We start from the raw sequence: 22,922 nt of genomic DNA on the forward strand, positions 1-22,922 counted from the left end.
TTTATTATTATGATGTATAAAACTAAGCTAGTTTCATCAATAGATTCTCATCAATCTTCTCTACTTTCACAATATTATTCTTTGTCAAAGTTTTAGAAGCTTTATCCCATTTTTTACCAGATAATTGGCTTCTTTCTTTTACTTCAGCCAAAGACATTGCTTCTTCCTGAGAATTAAGAATTTCAAGAATTACTTTTTCATCTTCTCCCAGTTCAATTTGAGGAACTGCTTTCTCCGGTCTCATCTGAGGGAAGAATAATACTTCCTGAATAGAGGCATTGTTCGTTAAGAACATAATTAATCTGTCCATACCGATTCCTAATCCTGAAGTTGGTGGCATACCATATTCAAGGGCTCTTAAGAAGTCCTGATCGATGAACATTGCTTCATCATCTCCTCTTTCAGATAAAGCCATTTGTGCTTCAAAACGCTCTCTCTGATCGATAGGGTCGTTAAGCTCTGAATAGGCGTTGGCAATTTCTTTTCCACATACCATTAATTCAAAACGTTCAGTCAAACCTTCTTTGCTTCTGTGCTTTTTAGTCAATGGAGACATCTCAACCGGGTAATCTGTAATGAAAGTCGGCTGGATGAAGTTTCCTTCACACTTCTCACCGAAGATCTCATCAATTAATTTCCCTTTACCCATCGTTTCATTCACCTCAATTCCAATAGACTTCGCGAAATCATATAATTCCTTCTCTGTTTTTCCAGTGATATCGAAACCTGTAAATTTCAGGATTGCTTCTGTCATAGAAACTCTTGGATAAGGAGCTTTGAAATCTACTTCATGTTCTCCAAACGTAGCTGTTGTAGTTCCGTTTACCTGAATAGCACAGAATTCCAATAATTTCTCAGTGAAATCCATCATCCAGTTGTAGTCTTTATAAGCTACATAGATTTCCATAGCTGTAAACTCCGGGTTGTGAGTTCTGTCCATTCCTTCGTTTCTGAAGTTTTTAGAGAATTCATATACTCCGTCAAAACCACCTACGATCAATCTTTTCAGATATAATTCGTTAGCAATCCTTAAATATAATGGAATATCTAATGCATTGTGATGCGTGATGAACGGTTTAGCCGCTGCTCCACCAGGAATTGACTGTAGAATTGGAGTTTCCACTTCAAAATATCCTGCATCATTGAAGAAAGTTCTCATCGCATTGAACAATTTTGTTCTCTTCACGAAGATTTCCTTCACTTGTGGATTTACTGTTAAATCTACATAACGCTGTCTGTATCTTAATTCAGGATCTGTAAATCCGTCGTGTACAACACCGTTTTCATCTGTTTTTGCCTGAGGAAGTGGACGTAAAGCTTTAGTAAGAAGGGTAAAATTCTTTACTAAAACCGTTTTTTCTCCTACCTGAGTAGTAAACAATTCTCCTTCAATACCAATGATATCACCAATATCTAAAAGGTGTTTGTATACTTCGTTATATAATTCTTTATCATCTCCCGGACAAATCTCGTCTCTGTTGAAGTAAACCTGAATTTTTCCTTTAGAATCCTGCAATTCTGCAAAAGAAGCCTTCCCTTGAATTCTGCGGGACATTAATCTACCAGCAATCTTCACCTGTTTACTTTCAGAAAAGTCCTGTTTTATAGATTCTGTAGTATCTGTAATGGTATACTCATCCGCAGGGAACGCATTAATCCCCATTTCAGTAAGCTTATTCAGCTTTTCTCTTCTAATGATTTCTTGTTCTGATAATTGCATTTCTTATTTTTCTAAAAGCGTACAAATTTAGGCATTTTTGAGTTGACCGTCAATTGATTTTTTCAGAAATTTTAAAATGTCAGCCGGAATGGAGTTGAGATACGGGATATGAGGTATTGAAATAAGAGATATAAATTGATGTGTTATTAACTTTAAGCCTTAGACTTTGAACTTTAAAAGCTTTTCCTATTCTGTTGAGGAATAAATGTCCACACCAATATTCTACTTATTTTCTGTCCCTGAGCCATATCAATGGTTTTCACCTCTACAGCCTTTACTTTCTTTAAAAGGGTAGTTAATTTATATAAATTATCTTTTTTAGAAACCAGACAAGTAAACCAAAGAATCTGTGATGAATATTGAACACTTTCATTAATCATATTGGTAATGAATTTCAATTCTCCGCCTTCACACCATAATTCTGATTGTTGTCCCCCAAAATTGAGCAACGTTTTCCTGTCTTTTCCTTTATTTAAATTCTTTGTTTTTCGAAAATTTCCTTTTATCATAGATTCTTTTGAATCATGAAAAGGGGGATTACACATAGAAAATGTAAACCGGTCTTCAGGATTTAGTATATTTTTGAAAATATACTTGGAATCAGGCTGATGTTTCAATTCAATTGATGAGGACAAATCCGGATTCTGATCCAGGATATATTGTGCATTTTTTAAAGAATCTTCATTGATATCCGTCCCAAGCATCTTCCAACCATAAGATTTATGGGCAATCAAAGGATAAATGAGGTTTGCTCCTACTCCAACATCAAGTCCATTTACAAAAGTGCCGGTTGGAATTTCACCATTTTTTTCTGCTAACAGATCAGCAATATAATGAATGTAATCTGCCCGACCAGGAATAGGTGGACATAAATTGGTGTCGGGAATATCCCAATCTTTAACATTATAAAAATGGAATAATAAAGCCTTGTTGAGTAATTTTACAGCTTGAGGAATGCTGAAATTAATAGTTGTTGTCCCATGAATATTCACAAAAACATAATGTTTCAGTTCTGGCACACAAGAAATAAGCCGATCAAAATCATAAGGATTACGGTGCAGATTTCTTGTATGCAGACTGGATTTTTCTGTGGACATTTTTTATTTTTTCTGGCTTAGAATATACTCCACCATTTTTTTGGCATCTTCTTTAGACACCTGTGGATGAGCAGCCATAGGGACACCTCCCCAAACTCCACTGCCGCCCTCTATAATTTTGGAAGCCAACAACTCGATATCCTTGTCAGAATATTTGGCTGCGATTTCCTGATAAGAAGGTCCTATCATTCTCTCATTAACAGAGTGGCACCCCGAACAATCCAATGTTTCCATGATCTGATCACCGGAAAGATTGGACTGAGCTGGAGCTGATGCAGCATCTGAAGACGCTATCTCTGTTGTATTTTCTTTTTTAGAACAGGAAAAGATCAGCAGACCTAAAGCTCCTGCCAAAAATAAGTTTTTCATTATTTCTTCGCTGTAGAATCTGTTTTAGCAGCTTCAGGAGCAGGGGTAGCCGGAGTTGCAGCAGCCGGAGCAGCAGTTTTAGCAGTTGAATCTACCACTGTAGTTGCTTCTGGCTCTTCAAGCATAGTGTTGCTGTCCTGTAATGAGTGATCAGCTTTTTTAGAGCAGCTAGCTAATAATAAACCTCCAATAAATGCGATTGCGAATACTTTTTTCATTTTTTTCTAATTTGAAAGCAAAAATATAAAAAATAAACGTTTCAGCTTATGACAAATGTTTTCTTTGAATAATATTTTTAAACAACAATACTTAATTCAACATATAAAAATAATAATTCAAATACTAGGGAGATTTAAATTCACTTATTACTTTTGTGATATTAATTGTTTACACCAAAACATAACTATTAATTTGAACTTATGACTAAAAAGAATTTATTGAGTACAACTCTTTTTGTTGCACTCACTGCCCTTTCATTGTCTTGTGACAATTCTTCATCAGATATTCAATCCTCTGAATATTCTGATAAAATCGAATCCGTAACCTTATTAAAAACGACAAAATCATGGGAAGGAACATTGTACCCCAACTATCCGAGTGGACAACCTGAAATTTCTGTACTTAAAATTTCCGTCCCACCTCATAAAGCTTTAGACTGGCACAAACATCCGGTGATTAACGCAGCCTATATAGAAAAAGGTGAAATTCAGATTGAAAAGAAGGAAGATGGTAAAACACAATGGATAAGACAAGGCGAAGTACTTCCGGAAATGGTGAACATTGCCCACAGAGGCAAAACCGGAGATAAAGGAGCAACGTTAATTGTCTTCTACAGTGGATCTCCCGATATACCTATTTCAGAACCGGTACATTAAATTAAAAGCCATTAAGTTCACACAGAGTCTTTCTGATTACAGAATCATTTCGCTTAGCCAACAAATAGTGTCTTTCTAAATAAAATACCTTTTATTGCTGTGATATAAGCTCATTGTGAACTTAGTATTATAGGCTATTTACTTTTACAAATTAATTTCCATTATCTTAACTTCAAAATATCCATTGTACTCTTAATTTTTTTTATAATTTTAAATAGATTTCTGATGATAAGATAAAAGTTATGGTTTTAATTTCGAAAATACTGTTTTTCACCAGCCACCACGGCTTTTATACGGTGATCCTTCTTTTTCTGATTTTTGGATTACTATCCTATCTCACTAAAAAAGCATGGTTTTTAATTCTGGCAATTCCTCTCTCTATTTTAAATGGATTTTGCGGACAGTTTCTAAATGCCTGGTTTCTGAATCAATATGGTATAGAAAGTACCGCTATTATTACTTCCGATGTAGAAACTAATTCTACATTGAATGACATGTACATTCACGATTATGAGGCCGTTATTAAAAAACAGGATGGGAAATATGTTTCAACATTTTTCTCTACCACAAGCGCAACGATCTATCCTATTGAAAATACCATCAGGATCCCTCCAGTAGAGATTCCTTTTCCTGTAAAATACATTCCGGGATACGAAAAAAATATCGTTATTCTTTATAATCAGTCCGAGGAAGGAAAAGCAGTCCTTAAATACTCAAAACTGGCTCCGGTAAACTCTGCAAGAATTAAATATGAAGCAGACAGAACCAATAAAGAATTCATTGCAGAATATATCAAAGCATTGGAAGGTTATACGGCATCTTATGATGAGGAAAGTTATAAAATAAAGCTGGAAGAGCTCAAAGAAGAACTTAAACAACTGAAATAGAATTACTTTAATATTAAGTTTTTTATTTTTTTGAATTTTTTGTTTTTTGTATTAAAAAAATTTCTACATTTGTCCCAATGTTTACAATGAGCAACAATATTTGGTGGTGGCTTTCAAACTCTTCGTCGGGTCTGAAGTTATTGTCATGTTGCTAAACAAACAGCAGATATAAGTAAAACAATACACAATATAAGGCTTTGACGGATACCGTTAAAGCCTTTTTTTATTCCTACAATCTAAAAAAAATAAAACAGCAGATGTTTACACAAAAAATCAAAATAAATACCGTTTCGAAAAAAACTCTTGGAGATCTTCATACTCCAATGAATATTTATCTTAAGATTAGAGACAAATTCAGAGACACGATCCTTCTGGAAAGCTCAGATTCAAAAAGTATTGATAACAACTTTTCCTTTATAGCCATCAATGCCGTTGCAGGAATTGAAGTAAAAAACTTAAATGAATTTGAAATCAAACTTCCTGATTCTGCTCCGGTAAAGCAATTCATTATGGAGCGCAATATCTCTGAGATATTTGAAGAGTTCCGTACTATTTTTGATTGTGAAAAAACCAATGATCCTATTGAACAAACTGCACAGAGCCTTTTCGGATATACAAGCTTTGAAGCGGTACAGTTTTTTGAAAACATCAATTTAAAAGCACAAAGTCCGGAAGTAGAAATTCCAATTCTGAGATATAGATTATACCAATATGTAATTGCCATCAATCACTTCAATGACGAAATGCATATTATTGAAAATCAAATGGATGGTGTGAAATCTGAACTACATCTTTTAGAAAACCTCATCAAAAATCAAAATACCCCAGTCTATCCATTTGAAAAAAACGGTCAGGAAACATCCAACATTACTGATGAAGATTATATCGAATTGGTAAAAACAGCTCAGAAACACTGTATGAGAGGTGATGTATTCCAATTGGTACTGAGCAGAAGATTTGAGCAGAAATTCAAAGGTGATGAATTCAATGTTTACCGTGCTCTAAGAAACATCAACCCCTCTCCTTACCTGTTTTATTTTGATTATGGAAACTATAAACTATTCGGATCAAGTCCTGAAAGCCAGTTAATCATTAAAGACAACAAAGCTATTATTCATCCGATTGCCGGAACTTCCAAAAGAACAGGGAATTTAGAAACAGACCTTCAAGCTATTGAAGTCTTAAAGAATGATCCTAAAGAAAATGCTGAACACACAATGCTGGTAGATCTAGCTCGTAACGATCTTGGAAAGCTGGGTAAAAATGTAACAGTGACTAAACTTAAAGAAATTCAGCTTTTCTCTCACGTCATCCACATGGTAAGTGAAGTAACAGCAGACCTTCCCCAGCAAATCAATCCTCTAGACATGATCTCTGCCAATTTCCCTCAGGGAACCTTAAGTGGAGCCCCAAAACATAAAGCTCTTCAACTCATCAATCAATATGAAAAAGATTCCCGTGGGTATTACGGAGGTTGTATAGGGATTATCGGATTAAACGGAACCTGCAATCAAGCCATTATGATCAGAACCTTTTTAAGCAAAAACAATACACTATATTATCAGGCAGGAGCCGGTCTTGTTGCAAAATCTGTCCCTGAAAATGAGTTGCAGGAAGTCAATAACAAATTAAATGCCCTGAAAAAAGCAGTAGAAAAGGCAGAAAAAATTGTCATAGAAAGCTAAGCATCAAAAATCAATTAACCTTCAACAAAAAAGAAATGAATAACAATATCAACACTCAACAATCACCGCTTAAGGTTCTCGTTTTTGATAACTATGACAGCTTTACCTATAACCTTGTTCAGATCATCGAAAGAATCCTGAATCAGAAGGTAGATGTGGTAAGAAATGACCAGATCACTTTGGAAGAAGTCGGAAAATACGATAAAATCATACTTTCTCCAGGACCTGGAATTCCGGAAGAGGCAGGAATTTTACTGGAACTTATTAAAGAATATGCTTCTACTAAAAGTATTTTAGGTGTGTGTTTGGGACAGCAGGCCATTGCAGAAGCTTTTGGTGGAAATCTAATCAATCTGACTGAAATTTTCCACGGAGTGGCTACCACTACTGATTTGGTAAAGGAAAACACCAAACTTTTTAAAGATCTAGCATCAGGGCTTGAAGTAGGAAGATACCACAGCTGGGCTGTTAATCCTGAAAACTTCCCCGATGAATTGGAAGTTACAGCAGTTGATAAAGACGGAATGATTATGGCCCTTCAGCATAAGACCTATGATGTACATGGAGTACAGTTTCATCCCGAAAGTATTTTAACTCCTGACGGAGAGGTAATCATCCGAAACTTTTTAAATCAGTAAAAGTTTAATGAAGTAAGCCAAGTATGAAAACAACAACACAAGATCCATCCATCATAAAAACTCCTCAAATGAAAGAAATATTGCAATACCTGTTCAATCACAATACCTTATCAAAGTCTGAGGCCAAGGCCATGATGATTGAAATTGCTCAGAACAAGTTCAATGCAGCAGAAGTTACAGCCTTCATCAGTGTTTTTCTGATGCGAAATATCACATTAAAAGAATTAGAAGGCTTTAGAGAAGCTCTGTTGCAGATGGCGGTTCCTATCCATATTGATTCCAGTGATGCCATTGATATCGTAGGAACGGGAGGTGACGGAAAAAACACAATCAATATATCAACATTGGCCAGCTTTGTGGTGGCCGGAGCCGGGCAGAAGGTAACAAAACACGGAAATTATGGGGCTTCAACCACTACAGGCTCATCCAATGTACTGGAAGAACTTGGATATCAGTTCAAGAACAGTTCAGAGCAGCTGAATGAAGATCTTGAAAGAGCGAATATCTGCTTTTTACATGCCCCTTACTTCCACCCTGCTCTTCAATCCGTTGGATTATTGAGAAAATCCCTTGGATTAAGAACGTTCTTTAATCTTCTGGGGCCTTTGGTAAACCCTGCAAAACCTCAATATTCCATGATTGGAGTATATAACCTGGAAATTGCAAGAATTTATCAATATCTTTTACAAAAAGAGGAAAAGGATTTTATTTTAGTTCATGGATTGGATGGTTATGATGAGATCAGCCTTACCCACGACAGCAAAATCATCACCAAAAAAGGTGAAGAAATCTATTCTGCAGAAGATTTAGGATTCAATCCTGTAACCTTAGAAGATATTAAGGCCGGAAACACCATTCAGGAAACCGCAAAAATTTTCATGAATATTCTGGAAGGAAAAGGAACGGAACAACAAAACTCCGTGGTTTTAGCCAATGCATCCGTAGCACTTTATCATACTCATAAATTCGGGACGTATGAGGACTGTCTTATGTTGGCTAAGGAAAGCTTAGAAAGTGGAAAAGCATTAAAAACATTTGATCTTTTAATTAATTAAGAATTTAATTTACCTAATAACATTCTAATTTCTAATCTTTACTCATGACCATACTAGATAAAATTATTGAAAGAAAAAAAGAAGAGATTTTGGTTTCAAAGGCTAATATTTCCATCGATCAGTTAAAAAATACAGCATTTTTTGGAAGAAAGAGCTCTTCATTAAAAGAATCCATTAGAAATAAAAGCGGAATTATTGCTGAGTTTAAAAGGCAATCTCCGTCAAAAGGAATCATCAATGATAAAGTTCAGCCTTTAGAAGTTACTTCTGCTTATGAGAACTTTGGGGCAAGTGGGATTTCCATTCTTACGGATAATGACTTTTTTGGAGGAAGTTCTAATGATATTCTGGCCGTAAGAAATCATCTTGGCGTACCAATTTTACGAAAAGATTTCATGGTTGATGAATACCAGTTTTATGAGGCCAAAAGCATGGGAGCTGATGTTATTTTACTGATAGCAGCCTGTCTTTCTCCTAATCAAGTTCAGGAGTTTACAGAATTGGCTCATGAATTGGATCTGGAAGTTTTATTGGAAATTCATACGGAAGAGGAACTGAAACATTTTAATTCTAAAATTGATTTAGTCGGAATTAATAACAGAAATTTAAAGGATTTTAAAGTTGATTTACAACATTCTGTCCAGCTAAAAGATCAACTTCCTAAAGACACATTATCTATTGCAGAAAGCGGGATTTATAATCTTGAAGATTTTAAATATTTAAAGGAAAAAGGGTTTGATGGTTTCCTGATGGGAGAATATTTTATGAGGAATACAGATCCGGCAAAAGCATTTGAAGAGTTTTCTTTACTAATTTGAAAATGTGTCAATTTGAAAATTTGAAAATGGATTTCACTCTGGATAATCAAAAGTCTATAACTATCATGAACCAACAGCAAGCAACCCATTACACCTCTCCTGCCCTTAAAGTCTGTGGTCTGACAAATCTCGACCAGATACAGGAATTAATTGACATCAATACAGATTTCTTAGGCTTTATTTTTTACGAAAAATCGCCACGATATGTTCTGAATCATTTGAGCATTGAAGATATTGCACAGATTAATCATCAGGGAAAAGTTGGGGTTTTTGTCAATGAAAAAATTGAAACCATTGTTGAAATAGCTGAAAAAGGAAAGCTTAATTTGATTCAATTGCATGGTGATGAGGATGACAGCCTAATTACTGAACTAAGAAAACAACTGAACCCAGATGTTAAAATCATCAAAGTGATAAGAATCGGAAATAATACAGCTGAAAACAAAGAGAAAATAGCAAAGATCTTCAATGATAATGCGGCGACCCACAACCTACAACCTATCAACTACTACCTGTTTGATACAGACAGCAAGGCATTTGGAGGAACAGGTCAACTATTTGACTGGAATTTATTAAATGACTTTGATATTCTACTACCCTATTTCCTGAGTGGTGGTATTTCAGAAGAGAATATCAAGCATATGGAAGGATTAAAACAGAAGCCATTTGCCTTAGATATTAATTCAAAATTTGAGATAGCTCCGGGTGATAAGGATGTAAACAGGATTAAAAAATTTAAAACCATCATTCCAAAGAGTCCCAACGGGACGATTTAACCCAGAATTGGAAACATTCCAATCAATATTAGCAACCAATATATCAATGACAAACCCATTCATGACAACATAAATACCAACCACCAAAAAACACACAAATGCCACAATCATTAGTCAAAAATTACATTCATATCGTATTCAGACAAAATACCGGAATGATTTTATAGATGAAAAACATAGAAAATGAATTGTACGCCTACATTGCTACATTATGTAAAGATTTTGAAAGCTATGCATTACAGATTGGCGGAACAGACAATCATATTCACATTCTTTGTAGATTGTCCAGGAAAATTGCATTAATGAAATTGGTTCAGGAAATAAAGGCAACATTCCTCAAAATGGATCAAAACAAAAGGCAGGAAATATGAGAATTTCTTTTGGCAGGATGGTTATGGTACGTTTTCAGTAGGTGAAAAAGATGTTCACATTGTGTCAAAATATATTAAAAATCAACGCCAGCATCATCAAAAACAAAATTTTAAAAATGAATTTATTGAAATGCTGGAAAAACATAAAATGGATTATGATGAAAAATTTTTATGGGATTAGATGCAATGATTATGGCTAAGGATTTTATCCTTTGCTAGGGTTAAATCGTCCCTTCGGGACTCTTTTGTTACCTTTGATTATTATGTAATAAACTATGAAATATCAGATTAAACAAGCCAACGAAATAACAGACAAAGAAATTGAACATATTCTGCCGCTCTGGGATGTTTCTGCATGGAACACGATGAAACCTGCCTATTTCCGCAGCTTTTTTAAAGATTCGGAGTTTCATTTTCTGATGGATTTACATTCTGAAATTCTGGCCGTTCTCCGGCTTAATTTTGATTTTGCACTGGAAATCTCCGGGGAACAATACCCTTTCGCAGAAGTTGTAGGATTGGTTGCTGCCCATCAAAAAAAAGGATATGGAGCAAAGTTGATAGAATATTTTAAAGAAAATGTTACCCAAAGAAAGGTGGAGACCATTGGTTTTTGCCATACTGACCTTCGTCCGTTTTATGAAAAATGCAGTATTGAAATCCTTTATGATAAAGCAAAAGCTATTAAGGAACATACAGGTTCGGAATGGATCAATTCGGAAGATGATGATATTTTAATATTTAATATCTCTCAAAAAGAAAAAGAACAGCTCACTACATTGAGCCCACAAAATAATGCTTATTTAATTACTAAAGAATAAAGAAATGAATTATAAAAACCCTGATGAACATGGATATTATGGAGAATTTGGAGGAGCTTTTATCCCCGAAATGCTTTATCCGAATGTAGAAGAACTGCAAAAGAATTATCTTGAAATCATTGAGTCGGAAGACTTTCAGAATGAATACCAGGATTTGCTTAAAAATTATGTTGGCAGGGCAACTCCGTTGTATTTTGCTAAAAACTTAAGTAACAAATACAATACACAGATCTACTTAAAACGGGAAGATCTCAACCATACCGGAGCTCACAAGATTAATAATGCTTTAGGACAGGTTCTTCTGGCAAAACGCCTTGGAAAAACAAGGATTATTGCAGAAACCGGAGCCGGACAACATGGTGTAGCAACAGCAACAGCCTGTGCCTTGCTTGGTCTTGAGTGTATCGTATATATGGGAGAAATTGATATCCAAAGACAGGCGCCCAATGTAGCCAGAATGAAAATGCTGGGTGCAGAAGTTATAGCAGCCACTTCAGGATCAAAAACACTGAAAGATGCAGTCAATGAAGCTCTAAGAGATTGGATCAATAATCCTGTTACGACTCATTATGTGATTGGAAGTGTGGTAGGACCTCACCCTTTCCCAGATCTTGTAGCAAGATTTCAAAGCATCATTTCAAAAGAGATTAAGGAGCAACTTAAAGAAAAAATCGGGAGAGAAAATCCGGATTATGTGATTGCTTGTGTAGGTGGTGGAAGCAATGCTGCCGGAACATTTTACCATTTTGTAGATGAAAAAGAAGTAAAAATCATTGCTGCTGAAGCTGGAGGTCATGGAGTGGACTCTGGGAAATCCGCAGCTACGACCTTCTTAGGAACGCTGGGGGTACTTCATGGAAGCAAAAGTCTTGTAATGCAAACTGAAGATGGACAGGTCATTGAACCTCATTCAATTTCTGCGGGGCTTGATTATCCTGGAATCGGACCTTTTCACGCGAACTTATTCAAGGAAAAAAGAGCTGAGTTTTTCAGTATTAATGATGATGAAGCCTTGAAATGTGCTTTTGAACTGACCAAACTGGAAGGAATTATTCCTGCTCTTGAAAGTTCTCATGCTCTTGCAGTTTTAGACAAGAAAAAATTCAATGAAGAGGATATTGTCGTTATTTGCTTAAGTGGGCGCGGAGATAAGGATATGGAGACCTATCTTAAAAATTTGTAAAATGTAAAAAGTATTCATGTCATATGACAAACCAGATCATAAATACATTTTGCATGAATACATCAATACAATAAAAAAATGAAAAAACTAAATATATACTTCACTGCAGGAATCCCAGAATTGGAAGATACTGCTGACATCATACAACTTATCCAGGACTCCGGAGCAGACATGATTGAGATCGGTATGCCTTATTCTGATCCCGTAGCCGATGGACCTGTGATTCAAAAAGCCCACGAACTGGCTTTACAAAACGGAATGACTATTGAGAAACTTTTTTCTCAATTAAAAACCATAAAAGATAAAATAAAAGTTCCCGTCATCTTAATGGGATACATCAATCCTGTACTGAGCTTTGGTTTTGAAAAGTTTTGTAAAGAATGCTCAGAAAGCGGAGTTTCAGGACTTATTCTTCCTGACCTCCCTCCTATTGAATTTGAGAAAAACTATCAGCATATTCTGAAAAACTACGGCCTTAATTTCACCTTTTTGGTTACCCCTGAAACGTCTGATGAAAGAATACAATATCTGGATTCATTAAGCTCAGGATTCTTATATGCAGTAAGCTCATCTTCCACTACAGGAAATGAAAACACTGTTCTAAAGAATGAAAATTATCTGACCCGATTATCGGATCTTCCTCTTAAGAATCCGGTAATGATCGGTTTCGGAATAAAATCAAAAGAAGATTTTGAAAATGTAACTGAAAAAGCAGATGGCGGAATCATTGGAACAGCCTTTGTGAATGTGTTGCTGCAGGATAAAGATTGGAAGAAGAATGCCATAGATTTTATCCATTCCATAAAAGCTTAAAATTCACTAAATTTGTATATCAAAAATTGAAATGAATACAAATCAAAATAAAGCAGTAGAATTTGAAGATTTAGGTATTAAAGAATATCAGCCCGCCTGGGATTATCAGGAACAGCTGATGAAGAGTATTATTGATACCAAAATAAAGAACCGCGACCTGCCTGCAGAACAGCATATTACCACCCCGAACCACCTTCTTTTTGTAGAACACCCGCATGTGTATACATTGGGAAAAAGCGGACACGAAGAAAATATGCTGGCCGGAATTGATAAACTGAAGGAAATAGAAGCCACTTATGTAAAAACCAATCGTGGCGGAGACATCACCTATCATGGCTATGGTCAGATTGTGGGTTATCCTGTTCTGGATCTTGAAAATTTCTTTACAGATATTCATTTATATATGAGAAATCTTGAAGAGGTTATCATCAGAACGATTGCCGAATATGGATTGAAAGGAGAACGTTCTCCTGGAGAAACCGGTGTTTGGCTGGATGTTGGGAAACCTTATGCCAGAAAGATGTGTGCAATGGGCGTAAAAGCTTCCCGATGGGTAACTTTGCATGGCTTTGCTTTGAATGTGAATACAGATATGCGTTACTTTGAATACATTGTTCCATGCGGAATCAAGGATAAGCAGGTTACTTCTTTAAAAAGAGAACTGGAAAGAGAATTGACACCGGAAGAAATGGAAGATGTAAAAGCAAAAATTAGAAAGCATTTTGCGGATGTATTTCAAGCAGAACTGATTTATAAGTAATTTTAACAACATACAAGATATCATCCCTATGTAGCCAATACATAGGGATTTTTTATGAATATGATTCACAAAAATGAATTATAAATTATTTTTTTCAAAAAAAACTTGCAGATATTTAAATTTTTCATAATTTTAATATCACTAAATAGTGAATAAAGAAAACGCTGTTTAGCTTAAAAATCATTAACCACCAAAATATGAGAACTATGAAAAAATTTTTGCTATCCATGATGGTATTTGTATCCGTACTGTCCATCAACTCCTGTTCAGATTCCAATGCGAATCAGGAAGCTGTGAATTCACAGACCAAAGAAACTGCGATGAAAGAGTTCGGAAGAACTGTTCCTGTAGGGATAGATAAAGAAGGGGAAAAATATAAGGTTTCCTTTATTCTTTCAGCCCAGCCTTATGAAATTAAAGATACTAAGGAAAATGAGGCTTATATTTCTATGATTAGCGAGGCTGTAAAAAATGAATCCCCGGTTCATATTTTCCTTAAGGCCAATTCCAATGAAATTGCGAAGGTAGAAAGTCCAACACTGGAAGATATTCGTTTCTTTAAATCTGCTTTAACAAAAGAAGAAAAAGCAGGAAATCAGGTAACCAGAAAATTAGCCAGTGTTATTCCTGACCTGGCCACTTTGAACAGCTTATTTACACAGATCAAAAATCAATCTTGTGGAACTTCTACAGCATCTTCTCCATGTATTACGTTCAGATATCCTGTAGACGGCTGCTATGCAAGAGCACACAAAATGAGACAGATTTTAAACAATGCCGGATATGAATGTGAAAAGCAATTCGTCTATGGAAATTTAAGAGCTTCTACCGGAACTTGTTGCGTATCATGGGTGTATCACGTGGCTATCCTTGTAAGCTTTAAAAATGCTTCCGGAGTGGTTGAAAAAAGAATTATTGACCCTTCTCTAAATGGAACAGGTCCTATCACGGATACTGCATGGAGAGCGGCATGCACCAACTCTACTTGTGGTTCTACTTCTGTTTCATCTTTTACTAACACAGCAGGAAATGTTTACTACAGAAGTCCATCAGGATCTTTATTATATGATAACAACCTGGTCAATACCAATTGTACATTAACAGCTTTTTCAGCCCTTTCAGGCTGTTCAGCTCCAGTACCTAGTACAGCACATTGCGGATTCTAACTCACTTTTATAGAAGCTCCTGCATGTATTAATATATTGCAGGAGCTTTTTACAAATACTTTATTATTATGAAAGCCTGGACCTATTTATTGTTACTGTTTACCATGATTACATCCTGTTCTTCCAACCCTGAATCCCAGAAATTAACCTGGTATAATAATGCAACCATCAACAATATTCTTGAAGACCCGGATAAGCCGGAAGAAGTTGTACGTGTCGCTATTGGAATAAGTGCTCAGGTTTTTTATATTTCAAAAAAGTCTTCTGATTATAAAACCTTGATGGAAAAGGCTAATCTAAGTTTTAAAAAAGGTAAAACCTATAATATAGGGGTTGAAAGTAAAACCAATATGGTCAAAGAGATCAATGAGGTGAAATAATTTTTTTCTTCATTTCCTTCTACCTATGCCCTTATTACAGAAATTCCGGCATCTACCTTGATCTCTGCACCATGAATATAAGATGCGTCTTCTGAAGCAAGGAACAGAACTGCACTGGCAATTTCATCAGGATCGCCCTGTCTTTTGAAAGGGATGGTAGGAATAATATCCTGAACTGCAGCATCAATTTGTTCAGGAGCCAACCCTGTATTGTTAAAAATATTGGTTTTGATATGCCCCGGGCTTACTCCATTCACACGAATTCCACGTTCTGTAAGTTCTACCGCAAATGTTTTAATGAACGACTGTACGGCTGATTTTGCTGCAGTATATACTGAAAAGCTATTCATAGCAATCTCTGTAGCCACAGAAGTATTAAAAATAACTGAACTTCCTGTTTTCATCAATGGTAACAACTGCTGAACTGTGAAAAAGGGTCCTTTTACCAATACATTAAAGAGTTCATCAAAATGGCTTTCATTTACACTTTCAACCGGTGCAAACTTTCCATAGCCTGCATTGGCAAAAATAACATCTACTTGTTGAGTATATTTTCTTACCTCTTCCTGTAATTTTAACAAGTCTATCATATTTCCTGCATTGGATATAATTCCGAAAGCATTTTCCCCTAACTTCTTCAAAGCATTATTAACCGTTTCTTCACTTCGCCCGGTGATGATAACTTTACCACCTTCTTCCAGGAATTTTTGAGCCGTTGCTAAGCCCATCCCATTAGTTCCACCAGTAATAATTGCTGTTTTGTTTTTAAATCTCTGCATTGTTTTTAGTTTTAAAATTCTACGGCAAAGATTGTTATCCTTATGATGGAAAAAAATCCGAATCATGCTGAAAACAAAAATCTATTCACATTCTTTTATAAAATAAATAATAGTTATCAATAAAATATTTCAAAATTAAATTGTACGCAATTTAATTGTCTATATATTTGCATAGTGAATTCGTCACAAAATAAAATTTGGAACTCAACAATTGACAAATAGTTTAATTTAAAATAAAAGAAAATGTCATTAATAGAAAACTTAAACTGGAGACACGCCGTAAAAGCTTATGACCCGACTAAAAAAGTATCAAACGAAGATTTAAATACAATTCTTGAAGCAGCAAGACTGGCTCCTACTTCATCCGGGCTACAACCTTTCCGCATTATTGTAGTAGAAAATCAGGAATTAAAAGATAAAATGGTTGCCGGTGCTTTAAACCCTGAAGTGATGAGAGATTCTTCTCATGTATTGGTTTTTGCTGCATGGGATAGCTATTCTAATGATAAAATCGACAAAGTATATGACCATCATACTGATGTAAGAGATCTTCCGAGAGGACGTTTTGGAAGCTATACAGATAAGATCAAAGAGATGTATGGAGCACAAACTCCTGAACAACATTTTGCTCACACAGCCCGCCAGACTTATATTGCTTTAGGAATTGCTCTTGCACAGGCTGCTGAACTTAAAATCGACAGTACTCCGGCAGAAGGATTCAGTAATGCAGTAGTAGATGAAGTATTGGGATTAAAAGAATTAGGCTTGAAAAGTGTAAGCCTTTTATATCTTGGATACCGTGACGAAGCCAATGACTGGCTGTCTTCTATGAAAAAAGTCCGTATTCCAATGGATGAGTTTATCATTAAAAAGTAATACCTTCACGAATCTTTCGTATTCAATCTTATGGAACATTCAAATACACCCAAATTAGAAAACCAGATCTGTTTCCCGTTATATGTAATTGCTAAGGAAATCACAGGATTGTACCGACCTTTTCTTGATGAGCTGGACATCACTTACCCGCAATACCTGGTCATGATGGTATTATGGAATGGTGACGGACTTACGGTAAGCCATATCGGAGAAAAACTGTTTCTGGACAGCGGAACATTAACTCCACTTCTCAAAAGGCTGGAAGCAAAAGGGTTTATTACAAGAAAACGAAAAAAAGAAGACGAAAGAGTTGTTGAAGTATTTTTAGATGAAGCCGGAAAACAGCTTCAGAAAAAGGCCTGCGAAATTCCGGGTAAGATCCAGAAAAAAATCGGGATACAGCCTGAAGAACTGTTGGAGCTTAAAGAAACAGTTTTAAAAATATTAAACAAAATCGAAAAATAAATGAAAACGTTATATACAACAAAAGTTACTGCTACAGGTGGAAGAAATGGCCATGTAAAAAGTGAAAACGGAGTCTTGGATCTTGAAGTAAAAATGCCAAAAGCACTAGGAGGAGCCAATGATGACTTCTCTAATCCTGAAATGCTTTTCGCAGCGGGATATTCTGCTTGCTTCGACAGTGCTTTGAACAGAGTAATCAGCTTAGGTAAAGTAACAACTGGTGAAACAACTGTGACTGCTCAGGTAAGCATCGGTCAGATTGAAAACGGAGGTTTCGGATTGGCTGTGGAACTGGATGTAAACATTCCGGGAGTTTCTATCGAAGAAGCTCAGTCTTTAACAGAGAAAGCTCACCAGATCTGCCCTTATTCTAATGCAACAAGAAACAATATTGAGGTTAAGCTTTCTGTAACCAACAATGATTAATCCAATTTTTTTATAATTATATTTGAAATGAGCTGTTTTGAAATTCAAAACAGCTCATTTTTATTTTTTACCACAGATTTTCTCAGATGAACACAGATATGAAGAGTATGTATTTACCACCGAAGATGAAATGGTAAACTATTTTATTGAAAATAAAGGACTGGATCAAACCTTTTATTGGAATTAATCTCATAATAATCCTCATAGAATAATGATTGGAGCCAATATTACTAATGATGATAAACTAATTATGAGCTTAACTCTGGATGCAAGTCTAGGAAACAGGAAAAGAATATTTCAATAAACTTAAAGATGTTTTACAGTCCAATACAGGAATTATTTCATTCGTGAATCCGGTGGATTATGAAAATGGTGAAGATTTTGTTTTAAGATATCAGAAAAGTATCGAATACAAGTAAATAATGAAAACATTACCATTCATAATAATTTCTTTAGGTCTTTTTTTGACTTCTTACAGCCGGTCTTGTGCCCAATCCCGGCAGAATGACACCCCTTTGCAACAGATTAATGATACTAAAGCAGCAACGCATATTAACCAACTTATAAATGCTAAAACCTGGAATCTGTTATTCCCCAACAGGAATAATATCCAGGGAAAAAACAGGAATCATCAGGATTTTTATTCTTATCAGGCATTTATAAAAGCAGCTACCCACTTCCCTCATTTTCTGAATGAAGGAACACAGGAGGATCAGAAGAGAGAGCTTGCTGCATTTCTGGCCAATATCGCTCAGGAAACAAGTGGCGGCTGGGATGATGCTCCGGGAGGCTATTATAAGTGGGGACTTTATTTTATCGAAGAAAACAATAAGGGAAATGGAAATAATTATTCTGATCCTTCTAAGGTTAACTATCCGCCGGTAGCAGGACAGGCTTATTACGGCCGTGGTCCTAAGCAGCTGAGTTGGAATTACAACTACGGACAATTTAGTGAAGCTTGGTTTGGTGATAAAAATATACTTTTAAAAAATCCCGGACTTCTGGCTGAAAACAATGTTTTATCTTTTGCCTCTGCTATCTGGTTCTGGATGACTCCCCAATTTCCTAAGCCCTCTTGTCATGAAGTGATGACCGGAAAATGGCTGCCTACAGAAAAAGACAAAGAAAGCGGAAGAATCTCCGGTTTTGGAACTACAGTAAATATTATCAATGGTGGTATTGAATGTGGGCAATCTACCACACAGCCCAAAACACAATACCGCTATGAATACTACCGCTATTTTTGTCAATATTTTGGAGTGAACCCCGGAAAAAACATCAGCTGCAGTACGCAAAAGCCATTTGGCAATTAAGAAAAAAGACTATAACATAATGCTTGTAGCCTTTTTTATAGAATTTATTATATTATCTGGAATCTATCTCTTATTCAAATCACTTTTCTGATAGGCATCTACCTTTTTATAGGAATCATTTTTCTCTTTTTCTTTTTTGTCAGAGATTAAGATTCCGAAAAGGTGATCTATTTCGTGTTGTAAGATAACAGCGGTGAATCCTTCTACGATTTCTGAATATTTTTGTCCTTTCAAATCCACATATTCGAATTGAATGACTTTACTTCTGTAAAACTGATCTCTGAAATCAGGAATTGACAAATCTCCTTCGGGTCCAAGATTTTGCAGATCCGATCTCCATACAATCACCGGATTGATGAAATATTCCAAAGGGGTTCCTTCTTTATCAAAACGTTGTACCCAAATCACTTTTCTGTTGATCCCTACTTGCGGAGCCGCAATACCTACTCCACCATCAGTTGAAAGAAGAGATTCCTTCATCCTTTTCACGAGAACAGCCGTATTAGGATCAGTTGGGTTGATTTCTGAGGAGAGATTCAACAAGGTTTTATGCTGATGAGCGTCTGTAGTCTGATAAATTGGTAATGCTGCATTTACATCCCCTTTATTGATTAGAGAAATTTCATCTGAAGTGAATTTTTGAGCATTACATACTCCTGCAAAAAGTATCAATAGAATAGATAGTTTTTTCATACAAATTGAATGTGATGCAAAGGTAGAGATTGTCTGTTGAAAATGGATCATTGTTTTGGAGTTTTAGAATAGGAAGCTGAAAGAGGGAGGCTGGAAATTACTGTTGAAGCTTTGATTTTATGGGTGATTAGGTTTTGGCTAAAGCCATTGGATTTTTATATAAAAGAAGAACGGGCTAAAGCCCGTTCCTATTGAATTTGACATTGTTCTGATTATTTAAAAATCTGCGTAATCTGTGTGATCTGCGGAAAACAAAATTAAAAAGTCTTCGTCATATCACTCGGAATAATCAGATTAAATTCTGTTGGAATATAATCCTTTGAAGGAACCTTCAGTTCAGGATTTTCTGATTCAAAAACAGAAATCACCGCCATTTTTAAGTTTGGATTTTTCTGTTTGATATACCAATAGGTACCGCCAAATTCCTTGCTGTGATAATTACCGTTATAATGAATAAACGTCTTTCCTGACTGGATATTTTTCAGAATAGACTCAGCCATGGTAGCATCCTTTGTAGCCTGCGCTGAAATAAAGTTCATCACTTTAGTTCCTTCCGCATGATCCCCCATCATGGCTTTCATTTCCGGATATCCCGGAGTATCTAAGGTTACCTTGATGGGTAATTGAGCAAGATATGTTTTTTCTTTATCACTTAGCTTATTCAAAGATTCAATTCCTTCTTTTGCCGTTTGTGAGGCATATCTTCTCGGAATATTGGTTGCTATGAAATTAATTTTTTTATTTTTAGCAAAATCAACCAATGGTTTATAATCTGTTGCATAATTATTCCAAAGGCGGGCAGAATCTTTCAATGTTTTAGCATCAAATTTTCCACTCAGATACTGATTCAGCTGAGCCTGATTGTCTCTTTCAAACATTTCAGCACCCAGAATAAGCTGTCCGTTTTTCTTTTCAAATAAAGCTTCTGTTATTTTAAGCTGAAGCCAGTGATTGATAGAGCTGTTATGATTTTCACCAAAGAAAACTACATCATAATCTGCCAATTCCTTCACCAATTTATCCGTTTTTATTTCTTTACCTTTTTGGTCATAGAACTGATATGCTTTAAAGTTCTGTGCCTTAAGTGAACAGAAACCCGCCAGCAAAACCGCTATTAAAAGATTCTTCATTTTTTATCTTTAGTATTTTAATTTAATGACAAATTACATAATATTTGGGGCTTTTTATCATGCTTCCCAAAATCTAAAAGAAAAAGACCGCCTTGAATTTTACAAACAAAACGGCCTCTCTTAAAATCATCTAATTATTATTGTTGTTCAAGAGTTGCTACAAGATCTTTCCATTCCTGAAGTTCAGGAATTCCAGGTTTTCTTTTTCCAAAGAACTGAACGATAAAGTCTCCTTCTTTATTGAATACTTCAATCGCTGTAACTTCTCCGTCTTCAGTCGGTTTTTTCACGATCCATGCTTCTGCAATTTTCGTTACATCTAAGTGTAGGTTAAAATCAGGGTCCATTACATTGAACCACTGCTGATGCCAAAGGGTTTTCTTTACATTTCCGGTATGAATCTGGATAATTCCTCTGTTTCCAACGAAAACCATAATTGGTGTACCCTTTTCTGAAGCTTCTTCAAGGATGTTAACTACTTTTGAGTTATCAATTTTCTGAGTAAAGCCTTCCGGAGCCAATCTTAAAGCCTGAGTTCTGCTTACCCCAAACTTTCTGGTCATCATAAAGAAATCGTGAGTATCTTTTAATTCTGTCCATGCCTTTTTAAATCCTTCAACATCAATTTCTGTATCCGGTTTTTCTGCCTGTTTCGGAGCTACTGCCTCAAATGTGAAAGCTTGGCTCTGATCCTCTGCTTTGAATTTTTCAACGATAACATCGAAGGCAGCTTCATCACTATTTTTAGTTAAATAAATCTTATGCAATGCCAACCCGTCTTTTCCAAAGAACTGAAGGCTTTTTTTGTCTCCTTCCACTACTGCAAATGCAAATTTCCAGTGGTTAAGGAAAATTCTAAGATCAATATCCTCTCCTACGAAAAGCTGAGCATGCGGGCTGCTGAAGTCTCCATTTTGGTAAATTCCTTTTCTTTCATGAACACATTCATCATTGCGGGTAAGAGCCATTACTTTTCCTAATTTCTCTGCTTCTGTAAGAATTCCCGGAAAATCAGGGTTTAATACAGTTACTCCTTCTCCAATCCCTGTTGCCAGTAATTCAGCTTCACTTACGCCAAACTGTGCTGCAGCATTTCTTATTCTTATATGTGGATTTTCTGCTTTCAGAGCTTCCCATTTTTCCTTTAAATCATTCACTAATATGCTCATTATTTTATTTTTTTATAGTTAAAATTGTATAGATTCTTTGTATTGTTTCGTTTCCTGTTTTGCTTTTTATTTCTTCTTCTCTTTCTGAAGTTTTCATTCTTTTGAAATGACTTTTTGAAACCAGTTCTTCCATATCATCATTATTATAAAGAGTGAAATTATAGGCTGTAAAGGGCAGTTTCTCCATAAAATCTCTTTGTCCGAAGGTCAGAACAAAAGTCCCGTTATCCTTTAAAACTCTGCAGATTTCATTTAAAAAACCAACCGGATTTTCCCAGAAATAAACAGTATTTACAGTAAATATTTTATCAAAAGTCTCATCTGCAAAAGGAAGTATTTCCCCTTCATACAGAACAAAATCTGCCTGATCTTCAAACTTCTGATTCAGTCTTTTGGCTTCAAGATGCATGGTTTCAGAAATATCGATCCCCGTGTATTTCAGTCCTTTGGCCAGATTGAGAATACTTTTTACGTGATCTGCATTTCCATGTCCTATTTCAAGGATTCTTTCATCGTCTTCTATCAAAAGGGTTCTGATACTCTCTAACGTCATACCGATGTTAGTGGCATTCATCATTTCACCGATCTCTACGCCTTTTTCTCCCTGAGGATTGGCCAGATTCTCTGCGAGGATTTTTAATTCTTCTTTTTCCATGG

Annotated in this window: 29 protein-coding genes; 20 read left to right on the forward strand and 9 right to left on the reverse strand. The window is 35.7% G+C overall.

The window, feature by feature from the left end:
* Positions 1 to 22: 22 nt before the first annotated feature.
* The 4 genes from lysS to NBX25_RS06635 form a co-directional block, all read right to left on the reverse strand.
* On the reverse strand, positions 23 to 1,720 hold the full coding sequence (gene lysS, locus NBX25_RS06620) for a lysine--tRNA ligase (RefSeq protein ID WP_123860091.1): 1,698 nt from the start codon (positions 1,718 to 1,720) through the stop codon (positions 23 to 25).
* Between the two features lie 173 nt (positions 1,721 to 1,893).
* Complete coding sequence (rlmF, locus tag NBX25_RS06625) at positions 1,894 to 2,817, reverse strand: 23S rRNA (adenine(1618)-N(6))-methyltransferase RlmF (protein ID WP_250253208.1); 924 nt, start codon at positions 2,815 to 2,817, stop codon at positions 1,894 to 1,896.
* Between the two features lie 3 nt (positions 2,818 to 2,820).
* Entirely contained in the window at positions 2,821 to 3,186 is a 366-nt protein-coding gene (locus NBX25_RS06630; RefSeq protein WP_250253210.1) for a c-type cytochrome, read from the reverse strand.
* Positions 3,186 to 3,404 carry a hypothetical protein gene (locus NBX25_RS06635; RefSeq protein WP_123860088.1) on the reverse strand — a complete coding sequence of 73 codons (219 nt, stop codon included), beginning with the start codon at positions 3,402 to 3,404 and terminating at the stop codon, positions 3,186 to 3,188. Before NBX25_RS06635 ends, NBX25_RS06630 begins: the two co-directional genes overlap by 1 nt.
* Positions 3,405 to 3,623: 219 nt before the next feature.
* Here NBX25_RS06635 and NBX25_RS06640 point away from each other — a divergent pair, with 219 nt between their 5' ends.
* The 15 genes from NBX25_RS06640 (at position 3,624) to NBX25_RS06705 (ending at position 15,414) form a co-directional block, all read left to right on the forward strand.
* A complete protein-coding gene (locus NBX25_RS06640) occupies positions 3,624 to 4,061 on the forward strand; it encodes a cupin domain-containing protein (protein WP_250253212.1) in 438 nt (145 codons plus the stop codon).
* Positions 4,062 to 4,303: 242 nt separating this feature from the next.
* Positions 4,304 to 4,948, forward strand: coding sequence for a hypothetical protein (locus tag NBX25_RS06645; protein WP_250253213.1), 645 nt, complete (start codon positions 4,304 to 4,306; stop codon positions 4,946 to 4,948).
* Positions 4,949 to 5,205: 257 nt separating this feature from the next.
* The gene (locus NBX25_RS06650; protein ID WP_250253214.1) at positions 5,206 to 6,633 is read left to right on the forward strand and encodes an anthranilate synthase component I family protein; all 1,428 of its coding nucleotides are present in this window, start codon (positions 5,206 to 5,208) and stop codon (positions 6,631 to 6,633) included.
* 35 nt (positions 6,634 to 6,668) lie between these two features.
* Positions 6,669 to 7,271: an anthranilate synthase component II gene (locus tag NBX25_RS06655; RefSeq protein WP_123908309.1), complete on the forward strand. Its 603-nt coding sequence runs from the start codon at positions 6,669 to 6,671 to the stop codon at positions 7,269 to 7,271.
* 68 nt (positions 7,272 to 7,339) lie between these two features.
* Positions 7,340 to 8,326, forward strand: coding sequence for an anthranilate phosphoribosyltransferase (trpD, locus tag NBX25_RS06660; RefSeq protein ID WP_123908311.1), 987 nt, complete (start codon positions 7,340 to 7,342; stop codon positions 8,324 to 8,326).
* Between the two features lie 44 nt (positions 8,327 to 8,370).
* Entirely contained in the window at positions 8,371 to 9,144 is a 774-nt protein-coding gene (gene trpC / locus NBX25_RS06665) for an indole-3-glycerol phosphate synthase TrpC (RefSeq protein ID WP_123908313.1), read from the forward strand.
* A 65-nt stretch (positions 9,145 to 9,209) separates the two neighbouring features.
* On the forward strand, positions 9,210 to 9,920 hold the full coding sequence (locus tag NBX25_RS06670) for a phosphoribosylanthranilate isomerase (protein ID WP_250253398.1): 711 nt from the start codon (positions 9,210 to 9,212) through the stop codon (positions 9,918 to 9,920).
* A 167-nt stretch (positions 9,921 to 10,087) separates the two neighbouring features.
* On the forward strand, positions 10,088 to 10,291 hold the full coding sequence (locus NBX25_RS24655; RefSeq protein ID WP_284346216.1) for a transposase: 204 nt from the start codon (positions 10,088 to 10,090) through the stop codon (positions 10,289 to 10,291).
* Positions 10,266 to 10,472 (forward strand): transposase, encoded by a 207-nt coding sequence (locus NBX25_RS24760; RefSeq protein WP_349815570.1) that lies wholly within the window; start codon positions 10,266 to 10,268, stop codon positions 10,470 to 10,472. The genes NBX25_RS24655 and NBX25_RS24760 overlap by 26 nt, the downstream gene beginning before the upstream one ends.
* A gap of 94 nt (positions 10,473 to 10,566) precedes the next feature.
* Positions 10,567 to 11,112, forward strand: coding sequence for a GNAT family N-acetyltransferase (locus NBX25_RS06680; protein WP_250253216.1), 546 nt, complete (start codon positions 10,567 to 10,569; stop codon positions 11,110 to 11,112).
* Positions 11,113 to 11,116: 4 nt separating this feature from the next.
* Complete coding sequence (gene trpB, locus NBX25_RS06685) at positions 11,117 to 12,295, forward strand: tryptophan synthase subunit beta (RefSeq protein WP_123908320.1); 1,179 nt, start codon at positions 11,117 to 11,119, stop codon at positions 12,293 to 12,295.
* A gap of 78 nt (positions 12,296 to 12,373) precedes the next feature.
* The gene (trpA, locus tag NBX25_RS06690; RefSeq protein ID WP_123908322.1) at positions 12,374 to 13,108 is read left to right on the forward strand and encodes a tryptophan synthase subunit alpha; all 735 of its coding nucleotides are present in this window, start codon (positions 12,374 to 12,376) and stop codon (positions 13,106 to 13,108) included.
* Positions 13,109 to 13,139: 31 nt separating this feature from the next.
* Entirely contained in the window at positions 13,140 to 13,868 is a 729-nt protein-coding gene (gene lipB, locus NBX25_RS06695) for a lipoyl(octanoyl) transferase LipB (RefSeq protein WP_123860075.1), read from the forward strand.
* Between the two features lie 206 nt (positions 13,869 to 14,074).
* Positions 14,075 to 15,034, forward strand: a complete 960-nt coding sequence (locus NBX25_RS06700) for a protein-glutamine glutaminase (RefSeq protein WP_123908323.1) — start codon at positions 14,075 to 14,077, stop codon at positions 15,032 to 15,034.
* A gap of 68 nt (positions 15,035 to 15,102) precedes the next feature.
* Positions 15,103 to 15,414 carry a hypothetical protein gene (locus tag NBX25_RS06705; protein ID WP_123860071.1) on the forward strand — a complete coding sequence of 104 codons (312 nt, stop codon included), beginning with the start codon at positions 15,103 to 15,105 and terminating at the stop codon, positions 15,412 to 15,414.
* Between the two features lie 23 nt (positions 15,415 to 15,437).
* Here the strand turns inward: NBX25_RS06705 and NBX25_RS06710 are convergent, their stop codons facing one another.
* Positions 15,438 to 16,193, reverse strand: coding sequence for an SDR family oxidoreductase (locus tag NBX25_RS06710; protein WP_250253217.1), 756 nt, complete (start codon positions 16,191 to 16,193; stop codon positions 15,438 to 15,440).
* A 243-nt stretch (positions 16,194 to 16,436) separates the two neighbouring features.
* On the opposite strand from NBX25_RS06710, the gene NBX25_RS06715 reads away from it, so the two are divergent.
* The 5 genes from NBX25_RS06715 (at position 16,437) to NBX25_RS06735 (ending at position 19,273) form a co-directional block, all read left to right on the forward strand.
* Positions 16,437 to 17,069: an NAD(P)H-dependent oxidoreductase gene (locus NBX25_RS06715; RefSeq protein WP_123860067.1), complete on the forward strand. Its 633-nt coding sequence runs from the start codon at positions 16,437 to 16,439 to the stop codon at positions 17,067 to 17,069.
* Positions 17,070 to 17,099: 30 nt separating this feature from the next.
* Entirely contained in the window at positions 17,100 to 17,534 is a 435-nt protein-coding gene (locus NBX25_RS06720; protein ID WP_250253218.1) for a MarR family winged helix-turn-helix transcriptional regulator, read from the forward strand.
* Positions 17,535 to 17,960 (forward strand): organic hydroperoxide resistance protein, encoded by a 426-nt coding sequence (locus tag NBX25_RS06725; RefSeq protein WP_123860063.1) that lies wholly within the window; start codon positions 17,535 to 17,537, stop codon positions 17,958 to 17,960.
* 37 nt (positions 17,961 to 17,997) lie between these two features.
* On the forward strand, positions 17,998 to 18,147 hold the full coding sequence (locus NBX25_RS06730; RefSeq protein ID WP_164464379.1) for a hypothetical protein: 150 nt from the start codon (positions 17,998 to 18,000) through the stop codon (positions 18,145 to 18,147).
* Between the two features lie 235 nt (positions 18,148 to 18,382).
* On the forward strand, positions 18,383 to 19,273 hold the full coding sequence (locus NBX25_RS06735; RefSeq protein WP_250253219.1) for a chitinase: 891 nt from the start codon (positions 18,383 to 18,385) through the stop codon (positions 19,271 to 19,273).
* A gap of 63 nt (positions 19,274 to 19,336) precedes the next feature.
* On the opposite strand, the gene NBX25_RS06740 is transcribed toward NBX25_RS06735, so the two are convergent.
* The 4 genes from NBX25_RS06740 to NBX25_RS06755 all read right to left on the reverse strand — a co-directional run bounded on the left by NBX25_RS06740 (position 19,337) and on the right by NBX25_RS06755 (position 22,920).
* A complete protein-coding gene (locus NBX25_RS06740) occupies positions 19,337 to 19,966 on the reverse strand; it encodes a peptide deformylase (RefSeq protein WP_123908332.1) in 630 nt (209 codons plus the stop codon).
* 257 nt (positions 19,967 to 20,223) lie between these two features.
* Complete coding sequence (locus tag NBX25_RS06745; protein WP_250253220.1) at positions 20,224 to 21,096, reverse strand: ChaN family lipoprotein; 873 nt, start codon at positions 21,094 to 21,096, stop codon at positions 20,224 to 20,226.
* A 137-nt stretch (positions 21,097 to 21,233) separates the two neighbouring features.
* Positions 21,234 to 22,265, reverse strand: coding sequence for a hemin-degrading factor (locus NBX25_RS06750; protein WP_250253221.1), 1,032 nt, complete (start codon positions 22,263 to 22,265; stop codon positions 21,234 to 21,236).
* Positions 22,266 to 22,269: 4 nt separating this feature from the next.
* Positions 22,270 to 22,920, reverse strand: coding sequence for a class I SAM-dependent methyltransferase (locus NBX25_RS06755; protein ID WP_123908337.1), 651 nt, complete (start codon positions 22,918 to 22,920; stop codon positions 22,270 to 22,272).
* Between the last annotated feature and the right edge of the window lie 2 nt (positions 22,921 to 22,922).

The organism is Chryseobacterium sp. Marseille-Q3244, from assembly GCF_940807095.1.
Taxonomy (GTDB): domain Bacteria; phylum Bacteroidota; class Bacteroidia; order Flavobacteriales; family Weeksellaceae; genus Chryseobacterium.

Coding starts and splice junctions, on each gene's coding strand:
- lysS (WP_123860091.1), bottom strand. CDS start 1,720: ATGCAATTATCAGAACAAGAAATCATTAGAAGAGAAAAGCTGAATAAG.
- rlmF (WP_250253208.1), bottom strand. CDS start 2,817: ATGTCCACAGAAAAATCCAGTCTGCATACAAGAAATCTGCACCGTAAT.
- NBX25_RS06630 (WP_250253210.1), bottom strand. CDS start 3,186: ATGAAAAACTTATTTTTGGCAGGAGCTTTAGGTCTGCTGATCTTTTCC.
- NBX25_RS06635 (WP_123860088.1), bottom strand. CDS start 3,404: ATGAAAAAAGTATTCGCAATCGCATTTATTGGAGGTTTATTATTAGCT.
- NBX25_RS06645 (WP_250253213.1), top strand. CDS start 4,304: ATGGTTTTAATTTCGAAAATACTGTTTTTCACCAGCCACCACGGCTTT.
- NBX25_RS06650 (WP_250253214.1), top strand. CDS start 5,206: ATGTTTACACAAAAAATCAAAATAAATACCGTTTCGAAAAAAACTCTT.
- NBX25_RS06655 (WP_123908309.1), top strand. CDS start 6,669: ATGAATAACAATATCAACACTCAACAATCACCGCTTAAGGTTCTCGTT.
- trpD (WP_123908311.1), top strand. CDS start 7,340: ATGAAAGAAATATTGCAATACCTGTTCAATCACAATACCTTATCAAAG.
- trpC (WP_123908313.1), top strand. CDS start 8,371: ATGACCATACTAGATAAAATTATTGAAAGAAAAAAAGAAGAGATTTTG.
- NBX25_RS06670 (WP_250253398.1), top strand. CDS start 9,210: ATGAACCAACAGCAAGCAACCCATTACACCTCTCCTGCCCTTAAAGTC.
- NBX25_RS24655 (WP_284346216.1), top strand. CDS start 10,088: ATGAAAAACATAGAAAATGAATTGTACGCCTACATTGCTACATTATGT.
- NBX25_RS06680 (WP_250253216.1), top strand. CDS start 10,567: ATGAAATATCAGATTAAACAAGCCAACGAAATAACAGACAAAGAAATT.
- trpB (WP_123908320.1), top strand. CDS start 11,117: ATGAATTATAAAAACCCTGATGAACATGGATATTATGGAGAATTTGGA.
- trpA (WP_123908322.1), top strand. CDS start 12,374: ATGAAAAAACTAAATATATACTTCACTGCAGGAATCCCAGAATTGGAA.
- lipB (WP_123860075.1), top strand. CDS start 13,140: ATGAATACAAATCAAAATAAAGCAGTAGAATTTGAAGATTTAGGTATT.
- NBX25_RS06700 (WP_123908323.1), top strand. CDS start 14,075: ATGAAAAAATTTTTGCTATCCATGATGGTATTTGTATCCGTACTGTCC.
- NBX25_RS06705 (WP_123860071.1), top strand. CDS start 15,103: ATGAAAGCCTGGACCTATTTATTGTTACTGTTTACCATGATTACATCC.
- NBX25_RS06710 (WP_250253217.1), bottom strand. CDS start 16,193: ATGCAGAGATTTAAAAACAAAACAGCAATTATTACTGGTGGAACTAAT.
- NBX25_RS06715 (WP_123860067.1), top strand. CDS start 16,437: ATGTCATTAATAGAAAACTTAAACTGGAGACACGCCGTAAAAGCTTAT.
- NBX25_RS06720 (WP_250253218.1), top strand. CDS start 17,100: ATGGAACATTCAAATACACCCAAATTAGAAAACCAGATCTGTTTCCCG.
- NBX25_RS06725 (WP_123860063.1), top strand. CDS start 17,535: ATGAAAACGTTATATACAACAAAAGTTACTGCTACAGGTGGAAGAAAT.
- NBX25_RS06735 (WP_250253219.1), top strand. CDS start 18,383: ATGAAAACATTACCATTCATAATAATTTCTTTAGGTCTTTTTTTGACT.
- NBX25_RS06740 (WP_123908332.1), bottom strand. CDS start 19,966: ATGAAAAAACTATCTATTCTATTGATACTTTTTGCAGGAGTATGTAAT.
- NBX25_RS06745 (WP_250253220.1), bottom strand. CDS start 21,096: ATGAAGAATCTTTTAATAGCGGTTTTGCTGGCGGGTTTCTGTTCACTT.
- NBX25_RS06750 (WP_250253221.1), bottom strand. CDS start 22,265: ATGAGCATATTAGTGAATGATTTAAAGGAAAAATGGGAAGCTCTGAAA.
- NBX25_RS06755 (WP_123908337.1), bottom strand. CDS start 22,920: ATGGAAAAAGAAGAATTAAAAATCCTCGCAGAGAATCTGGCCAATCCT.